The sequence below is a fragment of the Streptomyces sp. NPDC087440 genome, from assembly GCF_044744005.1.
Taxonomy (GTDB): Bacteria; Actinomycetota; Actinomycetes; order Streptomycetales; family Streptomycetaceae; genus Streptomyces.
The window spans coordinates 59,069-72,770 of the sequence record NZ_JBIUXN010000027.1 but is presented as its reverse complement, the minus strand read 5'-3'; the positions used below and the strand labels follow the sequence as shown (position 1 = coordinate 72,770).

At 70.0% G+C, this 13,702-nt stretch carries 12 protein-coding genes; 8 read left to right on the top strand and 4 right to left on the bottom strand.

What is annotated here, in order from left to right:
* The first annotated feature begins 13 nt into the window (after positions 1 to 13).
* The 8 genes from ACIO3O_RS37245 to ACIO3O_RS37210 all read left to right on the top strand — a co-directional run bounded on the left by ACIO3O_RS37245 (position 14) and on the right by ACIO3O_RS37210 (position 8,607).
* Positions 14 to 979: a hypothetical protein gene (locus ACIO3O_RS37245; protein WP_401753634.1), complete on the top strand. Its 966-nt coding sequence runs from the start codon at positions 14 to 16 to the stop codon at positions 977 to 979.
* A complete protein-coding gene (locus ACIO3O_RS37240) occupies positions 979 to 2,175 on the top strand; it encodes a hypothetical protein (RefSeq protein WP_401753632.1) in 1,197 nt (398 codons plus the stop codon). The genes ACIO3O_RS37245 and ACIO3O_RS37240 overlap by 1 nt, the downstream gene beginning before the upstream one ends.
* 7 nt (positions 2,176 to 2,182) lie before the next feature.
* Positions 2,183 to 4,744, top strand: coding sequence for a hypothetical protein (locus tag ACIO3O_RS37235; RefSeq protein ID WP_401753630.1), 2,562 nt, complete (start codon positions 2,183 to 2,185; stop codon positions 4,742 to 4,744).
* Between the two features lie 10 nt (positions 4,745 to 4,754).
* Positions 4,755 to 6,089, top strand: a complete 1,335-nt coding sequence (locus ACIO3O_RS37230; RefSeq protein WP_401753628.1) for a glycoside hydrolase family 6 protein — start codon at positions 4,755 to 4,757, stop codon at positions 6,087 to 6,089.
* 49 nt (positions 6,090 to 6,138) lie between these two features.
* Positions 6,139 to 6,510, top strand: coding sequence for a hypothetical protein (locus ACIO3O_RS37225; protein ID WP_401753626.1), 372 nt, complete (start codon positions 6,139 to 6,141; stop codon positions 6,508 to 6,510).
* Between the two features lie 138 nt (positions 6,511 to 6,648).
* Positions 6,649 to 7,068 carry a hypothetical protein gene (locus tag ACIO3O_RS37220; protein WP_401753625.1) on the top strand — a complete coding sequence of 140 codons (420 nt, stop codon included), beginning with the start codon at positions 6,649 to 6,651 and terminating at the stop codon, positions 7,066 to 7,068.
* 84 nt (positions 7,069 to 7,152) lie between these two features.
* Positions 7,153 to 7,476: a hypothetical protein gene (locus ACIO3O_RS37215; protein WP_401753623.1), complete on the top strand. Its 324-nt coding sequence runs from the start codon at positions 7,153 to 7,155 to the stop codon at positions 7,474 to 7,476.
* Between the two features lie 321 nt (positions 7,477 to 7,797).
* Positions 7,798 to 8,607: a hypothetical protein gene (locus ACIO3O_RS37210; RefSeq protein ID WP_401753621.1), complete on the top strand. Its 810-nt coding sequence runs from the start codon at positions 7,798 to 7,800 to the stop codon at positions 8,605 to 8,607.
* A gap of 636 nt (positions 8,608 to 9,243) precedes the next feature.
* Here ACIO3O_RS37210 and ACIO3O_RS37205 read toward each other — a convergent pair.
* From ACIO3O_RS37205 to ACIO3O_RS37190, 4 genes are all read right to left on the bottom strand, one after another.
* Entirely contained in the window at positions 9,244 to 10,782 is a 1,539-nt protein-coding gene (locus tag ACIO3O_RS37205; RefSeq protein ID WP_401753619.1) for a hypothetical protein, read from the bottom strand.
* A gap of 261 nt (positions 10,783 to 11,043) precedes the next feature.
* A complete protein-coding gene (locus ACIO3O_RS37200) occupies positions 11,044 to 11,457 on the bottom strand; it encodes a hypothetical protein (RefSeq protein ID WP_401753617.1) in 414 nt (137 codons plus the stop codon).
* Between the two features lie 77 nt (positions 11,458 to 11,534).
* A complete protein-coding gene (locus ACIO3O_RS37195) occupies positions 11,535 to 12,716 on the bottom strand; it encodes a DUF2637 domain-containing protein (RefSeq protein WP_401753615.1) in 1,182 nt (393 codons plus the stop codon).
* A 162-nt stretch (positions 12,717 to 12,878) separates the two neighbouring features.
* Complete coding sequence (locus ACIO3O_RS37190; RefSeq protein WP_401753613.1) at positions 12,879 to 13,697, bottom strand: hypothetical protein; 819 nt, start codon at positions 13,695 to 13,697, stop codon at positions 12,879 to 12,881.
* Positions 13,698 to 13,702: the final 5 nt, after the last annotated feature.

Here is a 13,702-nt window from a genome sequence, read left to right as displayed (position 1 = left end):
AGAGGCAGAGCGAATGGTGTGGGACGGGATTCCCTGGTTCGTGGAGAACACGGCGGCCAGCGAGGAGACGGTGCGCCTCCTCGCGGAGGTCGCCGCGAGCGGCGGGGAGGGCATCGCCGGGCCCGCGGACCTTCAGGTGCGGGCGTTGGCCATGCCGGGCCCGGCCGTGACGGTGGGCGCGGGGGCGATGGTGGCCCGACGTCGGGCGGCCGGTCCGGGACGGCAGTCGTACGCCGCTCGCAATCCGACGCTGGACCAGGTGGAGATCGCCCCGACGGGGGTGGACGGTCCCCGCTCCGACCTGGTGATCGCCCGGATCGAGGACCCGTACGGCGGGGAGGTGTGGCCGGAGCCCGCCGACCCTTTGATCGGCCCGTACGTGTGGACCCGGGTGATCACCAGCGTGCCGCCGGGTACCCGCAGCATCGCCGACATTCAGCCGGGGTCGACCGCGATCACCCTCGCCCGGATCGACCTCCCGGCGAAGACCACGGCGGTCACGGCGGCGATGATCACGGACCTGCGGCAGATGGCACAGCCCCGCACCCGCACCGAGCGCGTCTACCTGCACTCCGCATGGCCCACCCCCGACGACCTGGGTCTCCTGCCGGACGTCTGGGAGGAGTTCCCGCTCGGCGCCCGCTGGGAGCTGAACGTGCCGGACTGGGCCACCCACGTGAACGTCCACACCAACATGACGGGTCTGCTGCACCCCAACGCGGCGGAAGCCCGCGGGTCGATCCGGGTCACCCACGGCGCCCAGACGGGTACCGGCCTCCCCTTCCGGATCACCTCGCCCGCCCGCGTCACCCTCCTCGCCGGGCACAACTTCACCGTGCCGCCCACCGAGCGCGGCACCCGGGCCACCGTCTCCGTGCAGGCCACCACCGCGGCCGGTACGACCGGCCTCCTCCAGGCCGACAACGGCACTGCCCTGTCCCTGGAGGTCACCTACTCGCAGGCCCCGGTGAGCGCCTGATGGGCTGGCGGTACATCGCCGAGCGCGTCATCACCGGCGACATCCTCGACTGGGACGTCCCCCTGGTCCCCGACGGCCCGCCCAAGCGCGAACTGTCCGGACCGGGCGGCCTGACCGCCACCATCAGCCCCGAGTACCTCCGCCTGAACGCCCGGCCCGACGGCATGCCGATCCTCGCCGAGTGGTCGACGGCGATCTACGCCGAGTTCGAGGGCCGTATCCGGTGGGGCGGGCTGATCACCCACATCAAGTACCAGGGCCAGGCGATGAAGCTCACGCTCACCGGCTTCTCCTCGTACCCGCACGGGCTGCCCTTCCTGGGCTCCAGCATCCAGTCCGGCATGCTGATCAAGCAGAAGTACGCGTACGAGGGCCGCGACAAGAACAACGACGGCTACATCGACAAGTCCAAGCCCAAACGGAAAATGCCGCCGCGGCCGAAGGACAAGGTCGGCCCGCGTCTCGACGCGTTCGACGTGGTGCGCACCATCTGGGGGCACGTCCAGGAGTACACGTACGGCAACTTGCGGGTGGTCGTCGACAAGCACGATGCCGGGTACGCCATGGGCGCCCCGTCCGGCAAGGACCCCTACGAGCTGCTGTGGTGGGACTACCCGGACTGCGGGCAGGCCATCGACAGCGTGCTGAAGGAGGCCGGGGCCGACTACGCGGAGTGGCACGGCTGGGACGGCACCAACGAGCGCATCGCCCACCGGCTGCTGCTCGGCCGCAAACGTCTCGGCAAGTCCCGCCCCGACCTCCGCTTCGCGCAGGGCGAGAACATCATCGAGTACGCCAGTCCCCAGGGGATGGGCGAGAAATTCTCGAACGAGATTTACATGGTGGGCGCCGGGTCGGGCCGTACGACGCCCACGGTGCGCACCGTGTCCAACGACAAGCGCCTGCGTCGCGCCCGAGTGATCCCCCGCAAGACCACGACGTCGAGGGCGCAGCTCCTGACGTGGGGGCGCATCGAGCAGAGCCGCAATGCACAGATGCTGACGATCCCCTCCATCGCGATCCGCGACCACGCCAACGCACGGCTCGGGGCCTGGTCGCTCGGCGACCTGATCCTCGTGCAGGTCGACGTGCCGTGGGTCGGCGAGATCCAGGTGTGGCACCGGATCGTCGCCGAGGAGATCGACCCCGTCGCCGGGACCGCCGTCCTGACCCTCACACGCGCCGACCACTTCTAGGAGACCTGTGTCCAACTTCGGTCTCGACGACCGCGAGTCCGCCAAGGAATTCGCCGCGCTGTTCGCCGACCTCGAATCACGCCTGCGCGCCCTGGAGATGACCAACCAGCTCAACGGCGCGTCCATCGAGGGCGGCCTCCTGGAGGTGTACGACGACAACGGCGACCTGCGCACCACGATCGGCACCCAGTACGACGGCACGGTCGGCGTCGTCCACCACAACGCCCCGCCCCCGCCCCAGCCCACCGACCCGGTCGTCGCCCCGGTCCTGGCCGGGCTCCTGGTGACGTGGGACGGCCGGTGGGAGGACGCCGACAGCGGACCGCTCGACTTCGTCCGCGTCCAGGTCCACCTCGGGGCGACGGCCGACTTCACGCCTTCACCGACGACGATCGTCGCAACCATGAGCAACCCCGCCGGGGCCACCGTCACGATCGGCACGACCAGCTACGCCAGCCAGTACATCCGGCTCGTCGGCGTCAACGTCGCCGAGGTGACCGGTGTGCCGTCCGCCGCGGTGGCCGGCACACCCCGGATGGTCGACGGCCCCGACCTGTCCGCCCTGCTGGACCTCGCGGTGTGGCTCAAGGATGCCTCCGTCGCGGGCTCGAAGATCGTCGCCGGGACGATCGGAGCGAACCTCCTGGCCGCGAACGCGATCGTCGCGGGGAAGATCGACGCCGGGGCCGTCCGGGCGCGCGAGATCGCGGCCGGCGCCATCGAGGCGAACCACATTCAGGCCGGTGTCATCGACGCCACCCACATCAAGGCGGGGGCGATCACGGGCCGGGAGATCAAGGCCCTCTCGGTGGTCTCCGACCAGCTCGCCGCGGGCTCGGTGACCGCCGGGAAGATCGCGGCAGGCGCGGTCAACGCCACCCACCTGTCGGTGGGCTCGGTACGACCGGAACAGATAGCCGTCGGCCAGGGCACCAACCTGATCCCCGACCCCTCCTTCGAGTCCGCCGCCGCGGCGAACCTCGTCGCCGCGGCGGGCGCCCCCTGGTCGCTGGCCCCCGGGCACCGTGTCGGCGTCGGCGTCCAGGTCGAATGCACCTCACCTGTCCCCGCGTACTTCACGCTCCCGCTGACCAAGGCCCCGATCCTCCCCGGCACCCAATTCGCGCTGGGTGTCGACATCCTGCCCAGCGCCGACCTTGTCGCCGAGGCCGTGAAAATCCTGGTCCGCTGGGAGGACAGCAACGACGCGATCCTCGGGTACAGCGCCGCCGAAACCTCCGCCCCCATGCCGCGGCAGTGGCAGCGCATCACCAGTCAGGTCACCTCCCCCCAGGGCGCCACCCAGGCCGTCCTGTTCATCGAGGTGAGCGCCGCCACCAGCGGGTGGGTCGTCTTCGACAACGCGGAATGCCACCCGATCTTCGGCAGGGTCACCGGCGGCGCGCACGCGGAGGTCGGCCCCAATGGGCTGCGGCTGTACGACGACACCGGCCAGGAGGCCGTCAGCCTCGTGACCGGGTCCCCGCAGTACCTCACCCTGCGCAACGCCGGGAAGTCCGTGGCGACGATCGACACGGACGGGGCCGCCGGGTTCGCCGACCTCGCGGTCGCCGGGACGCTGATGGTGGGCGGTGAGCCCGTCGGCGCACTGCTCGGCAACCCCCCGCGCGGCATCGTCGCCATCGACTACATGGCCACCGCCCGCACCAGCACCGGCCCCGAAATGGGGTACGTCGAACTGGCCTTCGAGCCGGAAGCGGGCCGCATGTACCGCCTGGTCATGGAGTGCCTCGCGGACCCGACGGTGGCCGGGCCCGAGCTCTGGCTGCGCTTCCGCAACGGCGGGGAGAACCGCCCCACCATCAGCTCCCCGATCGTGTACGAGAAGGCGCACCACCTTTCCTCAGCCGGATGGGAGACCGTCCGCATGGAGACGGTGAAGCCCAGCAGCAGCTTCACCGTAGGCGTCGCCAACCACATCCTCGTCACCTTCGCCACGACCGCGGGCAGCGTGAACCTCTTCGGCGCCGACAGCCGACTGGGCGTCTTCTACATCGAGGACGTGGGCGCCCACGTCCCCGAGGGCGGCGGCTACAACGACGGCGGGGGCAGCTCGGCCAGGCCGACGCGCACGTACACCAAGACGTACAACGCATCGTGGTCCGCGTCGTACGCAAACCGTGGCGGCTACAACGCCTACTACAAAGCCCAGGCCATGCAGGGGTACTACAGCGCCGCGAACGGCGTGCAGGCCTCGCTGATCGGGTTCCCGGCCACGCTCGCCACGGACCTCGCCGGAGCCAAGATCGAGCGCGCTGAGGTCTACCTCTACTTCGATCACTGGTACTACGCCGCCGGCGGGACCGCGCTCATCAAGGCCCACGCCCACGCCAGCCGCCCGGCACGGTTCAGCGCCGATGCCGAGGGCAAGGCCGTCAAGTGGAAACGCAATGAGGGTAAATGGGTTGATATCACCTCCGTGTTCGATTCCACCAAGTGGCGGGGCATCGCCCTGGACCCCAACACGACCAACCGCACGTACTACGGCAGCGCCCGCGGAGCCACCGAGACCTACCCGCCCAAGCTCCGCGTCAAGTACACCAAGTAAGGAACCCGCGATGCCGATATACGGCGACCTGATCAACAACGGCAGCTTCACCGCCGGGACGACCGGCTGGTGGGCGGGCAACCCGGCCATGGTCACCCTCGCCGCGGACCCGCCCACCGGGGGGCTCGCGACCGCCAGCACGGACGCCCTGAACCTCTACGACGCGGTCTTCGGCCAGGACGGCATCACCCTCCGCGCGGGCGCCGCCTACACGCTGAGCTTCACCGCCCGCGCCTCGCGGGCCGGAGTGGCGATGCGGGTCGCGGTCGGTCTGGGACAGGAACCGTGGACACCGGCCGAGGAACGCCTCGTCACACTCGGCACCGTCGACACCACCTTCGTGATGCCCTTCGTCTCCCCGATGAGCACCCCCAAGGGCCAACTCACCTTCCAGATCGGCCAGGAATCGTCGGTCACGGTGACCGTGACCGAGGTCCGGCTCACGACGTGCACCGTCCGCGAAGGGTTCTACACCGACCCCGACTCGAACGCGGCGAAGTGGTTGCGCGCCAACCGGGGCGACGTCCGGGCGCCGATGATCGAGCGGTCCTTGGTGAGTCAGCCGGGCGCGCACTGGTTCGGCGACTGGAACAAGATCGCCGACGTCGAGGCGAACGTGCGGTCCTACGTCACCGCGGCCGCCGACGCCGGACAGCTCCCGATCATCGTGGCGTACGCCATGTACCTGCGCGACAACAACGGAGAGAGCAGCGGCGGCATGAAGTCCGCCGACCTGTACCGCCAGTGGATCAACGCCTTTGCCGCGGGAATCGGAGACCGGCCCGCCCTGGTCGTCGTAGAGCCGGACTCCCTTGCCCAGGCTGAGTACCTCCCCCAGGCGAACCGCGCCGAGCGGTACGAGCTCGTCAAGCACGCCGCCCAGGTCCTCGCCGCGCGCCCGCTCGCCCGCGTCTACCTCGACGGCGGCAACGCCACCTGGCTCAAGCCCGTCGACATGGCGCTCCGCCTCCAGAAGGCGGGCATCGCGAGCGCGAAGGGATTCGCCATCGCCGTCGCCAACTTCGACGCGAGCGACATCTCGTGCGCCTACGGGCAGCAAGTCGTCCAAGAGCTCACCCGTCTCGGCATACCCGGCTGCAAGTTCGTCGTGGACACCAGCCGTAATGGTCACGGCGCCATGGACACGGCCGGGCAGCACGTCGACTACTGCAACCCAGCCGGACGCCGCCTCGGGGCCCCCTCCTCCATCGGGGCGGGCGGCGCCGAGTACCTGCTGTGGATCAAGGTCCCCGGCGACTCCGACGGAAAGTGCGGTGTCGGCCCGGACGTCAAGGCCGGCGACTTCAGCCCCTACCTCGCCCAGCGCCTCATCGAGGGCTGGTAGCCCCCTCCCGCCACCCGACCAACTCCCGTTCCCCCTTGGAGGTCCCCTGATGGCCAGCCTGTCCCTGCACGAAATCCACGACGCTCTGATTGGCAGCACGGTCTTTGCCGACCGGGTCCGCGTCGCCTACCTCCTGGTGGCCCGCGAAGTCCTCGACGAGCCCGGGACGACGCATGGCAATCCCCTGCGGGTCGCCGTGGCCCGAGCAACCCTCAACTCCGGCGACGGGAGCCCGAGCTCCAGCCCGAGCCCCCGGGTCGCCACGATCGCCACCGACCCCGCCGTCCTCACCGCCGCCGCCCTCGGATACACCCCTGCCGACCTAGCCACTGCGGAGAGATCCGTCACCGACGACCACCTCCTGGCCGCCGTCCGCGCTGCGTGGGACATCGCCGCGAACGTGACACCGCCGACTGCCTGATCCCCACGGCCAACGTTGAGCACGCGACGGTAGCGCTGGTGTCGTGCACCGTGTGCTCCTGCGGGGAGCCGCGGCCCGAACCCACGAACGGGCCCGGTTCCCGCGCACCCCATATCCGGATCGACTGAGGGAGTACCAGTGGATGGTCTCGTCTCGCTGGCTCCCGTAATCGCCCCGCTCCTCGGGATGCTCGGCGCCTTGGGCGGCGCCTGGATGATGTACCGGCAGGCCAAGAAGAAGAACGAGACCGACGCCGCAACAGCCGGAGCTCAGCAGTTCACCGCGGTCACGGAGGGCTTCTCCGGGCTGCTGGAACAGCAGCGCGCCGTCAACGCCCAGACCCTGGAGCGGGTCGTCCACCTCGAAGCCCGGCAGATCGACTTGGAGCGCAAGGTCGAAGTGCTTCAGGAGGAACAGCGGCAGTGGCGCAAGTGGAAGGCGTCAGCGGTTGCCTACATCCAGGACCTGCGCAGCGCGCTCTCCGTCGCGCTGGGTCGTCCTGCCCCGGAGCCGCCAGGGGAGATCGCGGCCGACGTCCTCGACCCGGAACATCGCTGACGGGCCGCCACCTGCTGGGGCGCGACACAAGCCCCGCCACTACCGCACAGTCCCCCCGTCTCACCACCAACAGACGGGAATCCCATGTCCTCCTCCACGATGCAGCTCCTCACCACCGGCGCCGGAGTCGGCGCCCTCCTGCCGCTGCTCACCGCGATCGTTCAGCGCCCACGCTGGTCGGCCCAGCAGAAGCAGGCCGTGGCCATGGTTGCCGCGCTCATCGCCGGCGTCGCCACCGTCGCTACCGTCGGCGGCTGGCAGCAGTTCCAGAGCGGGCAGCTCACCGCGACGTTCCTCGCCGTCCTCGCCGCGGCGCAGACGTCGTACGACCTCCTGTGGAAGCCGACCGCCCTGGCCCCGCTCATCGAGGGCGTGACGACCCGCAAGGACGCCAAGCAGGCCGAGTAGAGCCCGCCCGGCCCGACCGGCATCTGATCGGCGGGTACCATCGGCAGCGAGGTGGCCGTACGAGCGCACCGCAAGGTGTCGCACTGCGTTGAGATTGCCCGTCAGGTTGGCGTATGCACTGCGGTGTTCCTTCCGCCTGGGGCCTGACGGACCAGCATCGAGACCACCGGGCGCGTGTAGAGCGCTCGGGGCCGGGGAGCGCCTGCTCTTGCGATGAACCGGCACACGCAGCAGCGTACGGTCACCTCGCTGTGCATTCCCCCTGGTACACATCCGGTTCGAGAGCAACGAACCCCTGCCCGAGCAAGGAGGGTCCCTCGCGTGCCTGAAGCGCAGCAGGACCTCACGGTCGAGATCGACCGGCTGAACGCGATGAGCTTCGAAGCCTTCCGGGACACCGTCGTCGCGTACGTGACGGGGGCCACCGATCGGCGCTGCCCCCGCGAGGTACAGGGTCCGGCGTTGGAATCTCCGGTCTTGGCGGTGCGCACGCTCGACGCGCTGGAGGACGCCATGCGGCTCGCCCGCACGTACCTCCCCCGGCAGGAGGGAGAGAGCAAGCGTGAGCAGCAGGCCCGTATCGCTCCTTTCCGCGCGCAGCTCGCAGCCGCGATGCCCCCGCTCCAGTTCGTCGTGGACGACCTGGCCCACGAGGAGGCGAAGGTGCTTGCCGCACTCGACGAGGAGACCTTCACCCGCCGCTGGTCGGCGTTCGTCCGCGAAGCGGATCCTGGAGGGCCCGTTCCGCGTCGCATTCTCGCCCTGGCCTATCGATCACCGAGAGTAGCGGCGCGGGCGGAGACGCTCTGTCGTCTGATGGTCGAGGAGCCAGCCCGATTCCTGTCGGCGGAACCCGGCGAAAGCCGTACGGCGGGCGCGGCGCGCGTCGCGCAGTTCCGCGAGAAGGTGGAGTCCGAAGCGCGCCTGCTGCGGTTCGCCGTGCAGTACGCGGAGGCGCGCCTGGGTCAGATGCCGAGCGCGCCCAACCCCCGCCAGCACGCGCTCAGGCTTCTGGGCCAGGCGCACCCCGAGGAACTCGTGGCGCTCGTGCGTCAGGTCCGCGAAGGCGCGCGCGCCGACAAGAAGCAGGCGCGCCGCGATGCGCGCGATGTCCGTCGGAGCGCGCGGTAGAGCGCGCCGCGCAGGAGGACTGATCACCGAAGGGCGCGCCATGGGCGCGCCCTTCGCCGTCCCCGTGCCCGCGCCCATGGCGCGCCCCGCGGCCGCGCCCGGTCAGATGAAGCGCGCGCCGTTCTGGGGAAGCGCGCGTTCAGGGCGCGGCCCCTCTCGCTGCACCTCGGCGCGCTATCGGGCGCGCGCGTCTGGGAGCTACGACTGTGCCTCTCTGGCTGAGCGCGCGCGGGCGCGCCCCCTCGCGCCGCGCGCCTGAAGAAGTGCAGGTAGAGGCCTTCTGCTGTGCGATCCGGGGATTGTGGCGCGCGGCACCAGGCGCGCGGGTTGAAGACCCTGGAGCGCGGTCGAGTGCACCACCAGCCAGCGGGCGCGCGGCATGATGACCATCACCCCAGCGCGCCGGCATCGGGTAGGGGCGCCTGGTTGATCGGCTGGGCGCGCGCGCCGCTTCAGCCGAAGGCGCGCCGCGCGCTTCGTACGCGCGCGACGGTCCGCGCGGGAAGGCGCGCTGCCGCGCGCGGGGGGAAGCGCGGTGCAGCCGGTTCGGGGCGCGGCCGCGGTGAGCGCGCCGAGACCTGTGGCGCGGCGCGCTCGCCGGCGCGCTTGCTCGGGGCTGAGCGCGCCGCGGGCGGATCAGGCTGCGACGTCCGGGTTGGGCGCGCGGCCCCCGGCTCCGCCCGTCATGTCGGGAAGCTCGGCGAAGTACGCGGCGAACGTCTTCGGCAGGGACACGTCCGGTATGCGCGCGGTGCGGTAGGCCTCGGCGAGTTCCTGCTGCCCCGCTTCTCCCAGGCCCTTGATCACCTTCGGGCGGCGGCGCTGCAGGTAGTCCCTCAAGGTGGTCAGCTCGGGGTCGCCCTCCGCGGAGATCGGTCCCAGATGTTCACCGACAGTAAGGGAGAGGAGGCGTGCCTGGATGTTCGCTTCGTCCATGAGCGTCTTGTAGGCGCGCTCCTCGTTTCTGGTTCGGCGGCGTCCGGCTGCTGCGGCGGAGGGGCGTGTCTGAGACTCCTCTGCCTCGCTGAGGTCCTCGGGTATCTCGCCCTCGGGAGGGCGCCCATCGGCCTGCGGGTCCGGAGGGGGCGGTGCCCCTTCCTCCTCCGTCGGCTCGGGCACCGCGGACGCGGGGCCAGTCGGTGCCTGACTCCGGGGCCCGACTGAGCCGTGGGCATCTTGTCCCGGCGGCTGTCCGACTCCGGGGCCGACCGTCTTCCCGGCGTCCTCATGGTCCTCTTGTTGGCCGGTCTCCTTGGCTCGCTCCTCGGCGTACTCAAGGGATTTGGTGATCAGGTCGGCCGCGCTCATCCGGCCCCACTTGGTGCGGGTCTCGATGGCGGCCAGGGTGCGGGTGCCCCACTCCGTGCGTACGGCTTCGAGAGCGTCCTTCGGGTTCTCGTCCTGCACTGCCCGCCGGATCAGTGCTGCGGCGTCGACGCCGGTCAACCGGGGTGCGTCGTCGGGTTGGGGTTGAGGGACGGCCGGTTCCTGTTCCGTGAGGTAGGCGGCGGGGCGGACCTCGCTGGCCGACCGTGCGGTGACCGCTTCCTCGAAGCCGAGCCGTCGCAGCAGGACGTCCACGCTGAAGTTCTCGAACCGTCTGGTCTCACCCGGTTCGATGTCCCAGTGCAGTGTCCGAACTCCCGTCACGAAGGCCTCGCCCAGGGCGTGCAGTTCCACGACGGCGTCGACGGCGGAAGGGAGGTTCTTCTCCGCCTTGATTTTTCGGGTGGTGTCGCGGGTCGGTTTGTCGTTTTCGAACGCGGTGACGATCTCCTGGCGGGCGATGAGCAAGCAGGGGCCCGAGTGCCGGCGCAGCAACCACAGGACCTCGCCCCACCGTTCCTTCGCTCGGCTCCAGAGGTCGGCGTCCACGACGACCGGTTCGTCCAGGCCCGGCGGGCGGCGCCGGTTGTCCTGCGCCTTGCGGAGGGCGCGCTGCCGGGCGTAGATGGCCTGTTCGTCACTGAGGAGGTCCCACAGGGACGTCATCGAGTCGAGAACGATCATGTTCGGCTTGCCGTTGGCGGTGGGTTGGGCGATGGCCCACCGAATCGCGTCGACGATGTCCTGGTAGGAACCGTCGTGCGGGACGATCTCGTACCGTGCTCCGTCCACACGGCCGTAGTAGTCGGCGGTGCCCCCACTGCCGCCGATCTGGATCCAGTACGTCATTCCGATGAGGTTCGAGGCCGAACCGCGCGCGCCTTCGTAGCTCTTGCCGGTCAGTTCCGGCCCGGTCAAGAGGATGAGTGGCGGGTTAGGAAGTCCTGTCGGCTTTCTCGACGTGCGGTCGCGCTGAGGCGCGAGGGTTCCAGGCATCGGTGTGTCCTTCGGTTCGGGGCCCCGGGTGCTCTCCCGGGGAAGGATGCGACGGCGGAACCCTTAAGCTCGCTGTCGCATCGCTGTACTATTCTATCCCGATGAAGGGTGCGGTCAAAGGCTGTTGAGGAGATCCGACACAGGGGTTTCGACGTCGGGGTCGTGGTCCTCGCGGTGCCGGGCGTACCAGTGGTCGAGCCCCTCGGTACCCGCGGCCGCCGCACTCAAGGCCTCTGGTGGGAGGGCACGCCACTCCGCGACGGATTCCTCGTACTCCGCCTCGACGGTGTCCGGATCCTGGCGGCCAAGCGCGTGCGCTGTGTCCGTCCAGGGCGTACCGGCCAAGGCCTCGGCAAGGACGGTGACGTCGACGAGTTCGTTGGCCAACTGGCGAAGCCTCCGTACGGCCTGGAGCCGTTCCTCCGGGGGCATGTCCGCGGCCGCGGCGGCGACGGCCTGCCGGGCGAGGTCGGAGATGTCGCGGGCGGCACGGGCCGCAGTGATCCGGGCCAGGTTCTCCGGGGTCATGGAAGGGTCCGATCATGCCAGCGGCGGGCTCCAGGTGGAGCCCGCCGCTGGCGCGCAGGTAGAAGGACAGGGATGTCTTACGAGGGAACGGGCTCCCGGGTCTTTTCGCGGAAGGCGGCGAACACTTCCTCGGTGGAAGCCCGCGACGGGAGATCCACCCCCCGCTCCGCGGCGTACTCCTTGATGAGGCGGGTGCGGACCTTGCGGCCGTTGCCTTCGCTCTGCCCCAGGACGTTCGCGATGCTGATGCCGGTGAGAGGGCCGTCGAACAGCTCACGGTGACCGTTGTCCAACACCCACTTGATGATGGCGTACAGCTCCTGCTGGGTCTTCCACTTGGGCAGCTCCGGGGAGTGCGCAGCCGCGCCGCCAGCCGCAGGAGGCTCCACCGCGGCCGCGGGCGGGTCAGCAACCGTTGCTGCCTGTGCGGGAACCGCAGCCGTGACCGCGCGGGGCTTGAGGCGAGCGGCCGCCGGGACGGGCGTGGCAGGAGACGGCAGTGCGAGCGGGATGAACCTGGGCAGCGGCTCGATGCCCGCGGCGCGCAGTCCTGCTGCGCCGGTTTCGGTGAGGGGGACGCCCTGGCTGGCGAGGCGCAGCGGCAGCAGCGCGGTCACCGGTGCCTTCCTCTTCCAGTTCCTGCCGAACTTGGTCTGGAGCTGCGCCTTGTAGACGACGCGGTCCTGCTCCAGGTTGAGGACGTCGTCGTAGGAGGTGAGTTCCCACACCTTCATGCGCCGCCACAGCAGGAAGGTGGAGAGCGGGTCGAGGAGCCAGCGGGACCACCGCACCTTCTCCATCCGACGGCGCCCGGTGACCGCTCCGATCCGGGAGGCGTAGATGTGCGCGGCGATTTCGGAGACGCCGACCCACAGGAGCGACATGGCGCCGTGCGCAACCTTCGACCACAGGGTGTCGCCGGCCGCGACGTTCAGCGCGCAGGAGATCAGACTCAGGGCCCAGGGGACGAACCGCGCCCATGCGAGCGGCATGCCCATGCGGATCAGGAACAGGTACGCCCCCGTGAAGACGGGGATGGCCGAGTCGATGGCGGTGGGGACGACCCAGGGGTCGCTGAAGCCCCAGGATGCGGCGGCGTCGGAGACTGCGTCGAACGAGGCGTAGAACCCCAGCGCGCCGACGGCGGCACCCCCCAGGGCGACCAGGGTGGCACCGAAGCGTTCCCAGCCGCTGAGGGGTGGTACTTCGGAGGTGCCGGTGAGCCGTGGCCCACCGCCCTTGTGGGTATGACGGGACATCAACAAGGCGCTGTTCCTTCCGTTTGGGTCTCCTCGGTCGGCGTATGCTCATGGCCTTCCGAGTCGACCAAACGATATAGCGTCTTGGTTCGCGTGTGCCGGGTGACTCTGCTGATGTGCGGTCAGAACTGCCCGTACGAACCCCCGGACGGGCCCGTACGGCTACCAGTCGAGAGGGGCCTTCGGCTTCCGCCGGTCAGGGCCGATGATCTTCAGCAGGTGGGCGCGGGCCTCGATCCGGGACAACAGCCGGTCCCCGAGGATGTCTGCGACCCCGGGTGCCGGGCTCTTGGGTGTGCTGCGGCTCTTGAGGTTGGTCGAGAAGGCGGTGGCACGTCCGGCGGCGAGGCGCGAGTCCACAAGGTCGATGGTTTCGCGGCGTACGAATTCCGTGGCCAGCCCGTCCATTTCGCCGCACAACTCGTCGACGATGAGGAGATCCGCTTCGACGTGCCGCTTACGGACGGAGTAGGACGTCAGGTCGTTGGGTCCTCCGTCCGGCCGGCGCCACGTCAGGTACGTGGCGTGCTTGACGAACCGGACGACCAGGCCCTGTTCGCTGGCCTCGTTGCCGAGTGCGGCGAGCGCCGTGGTCTTCCCGCTCCCGATGTTGCCGGGCACGATCAGGTTCAGGACTTCGGGCCGGGCCTTCTGGCGCTTCGCATCGAGCAGCGACCTCATCCAGTCGCGCAGGACGGTCTTTCCCTGTTCCGGTGCCAGGTCCTCGAACCGCCACCGGAGGTACTCGTCGTGGGCGGCCTCCCGCATGCTGTTCGTCCAGATGTTCATGCGCGTGCGTGTCTGCGGGACGGACACGTCCTCCCAGAGTCCGTGCTCGGGTTCCGGCCCGGCGGGCACGCCGAGCTGGGTAAGGTCCGCGCCGCCACGCTCCAAGGCCTCCAGGATTCGCCCGGTCACCTCGAACAGGCGCTTCGGCTCGCGCCCCGGGGCAAGGGAGGCGAAGGCAGTGTCGACCGACATGGGTC

What these genes read in the sequence shown, in the direction of transcription:
- ACIO3O_RS37245 (WP_401753634.1), top strand. Translation starts at nt 14, where the DNA reads ATGGTGTGGGACGGGATTCCCTGGTTCGTGGAGAACACGGCGGCCAGC.
- ACIO3O_RS37240 (WP_401753632.1), top strand. Translation starts at nt 979, where the DNA reads ATGGGCTGGCGGTACATCGCCGAGCGCGTCATCACCGGCGACATCCTC.
- ACIO3O_RS37230 (WP_401753628.1), top strand. Translation starts at nt 4,755, where the DNA reads ATGCCGATATACGGCGACCTGATCAACAACGGCAGCTTCACCGCCGGG.
- ACIO3O_RS37225 (WP_401753626.1), top strand. Translation starts at nt 6,139, where the DNA reads ATGGCCAGCCTGTCCCTGCACGAAATCCACGACGCTCTGATTGGCAGC.
- ACIO3O_RS37215 (WP_401753623.1), top strand. Translation starts at nt 7,153, where the DNA reads ATGTCCTCCTCCACGATGCAGCTCCTCACCACCGGCGCCGGAGTCGGC.
- ACIO3O_RS37205 (WP_401753619.1), bottom strand. Translation starts at nt 10,782, where the DNA reads ATGACGTACTGGATCCAGATCGGCGGCAGTGGGGGCACCGCCGACTAC.
- ACIO3O_RS37200 (WP_401753617.1), bottom strand. Translation starts at nt 11,457, where the DNA reads ATGACCCCGGAGAACCTGGCCCGGATCACTGCGGCCCGTGCCGCCCGC.
- ACIO3O_RS37195 (WP_401753615.1), bottom strand. Translation starts at nt 12,716, where the DNA reads ATGTCCCGTCATACCCACAAGGGCGGTGGGCCACGGCTCACCGGCACC.
- ACIO3O_RS37190 (WP_401753613.1), bottom strand. Translation starts at nt 13,697, where the DNA reads ATGTCGGTCGACACTGCCTTCGCCTCCCTTGCCCCGGGGCGCGAGCCG.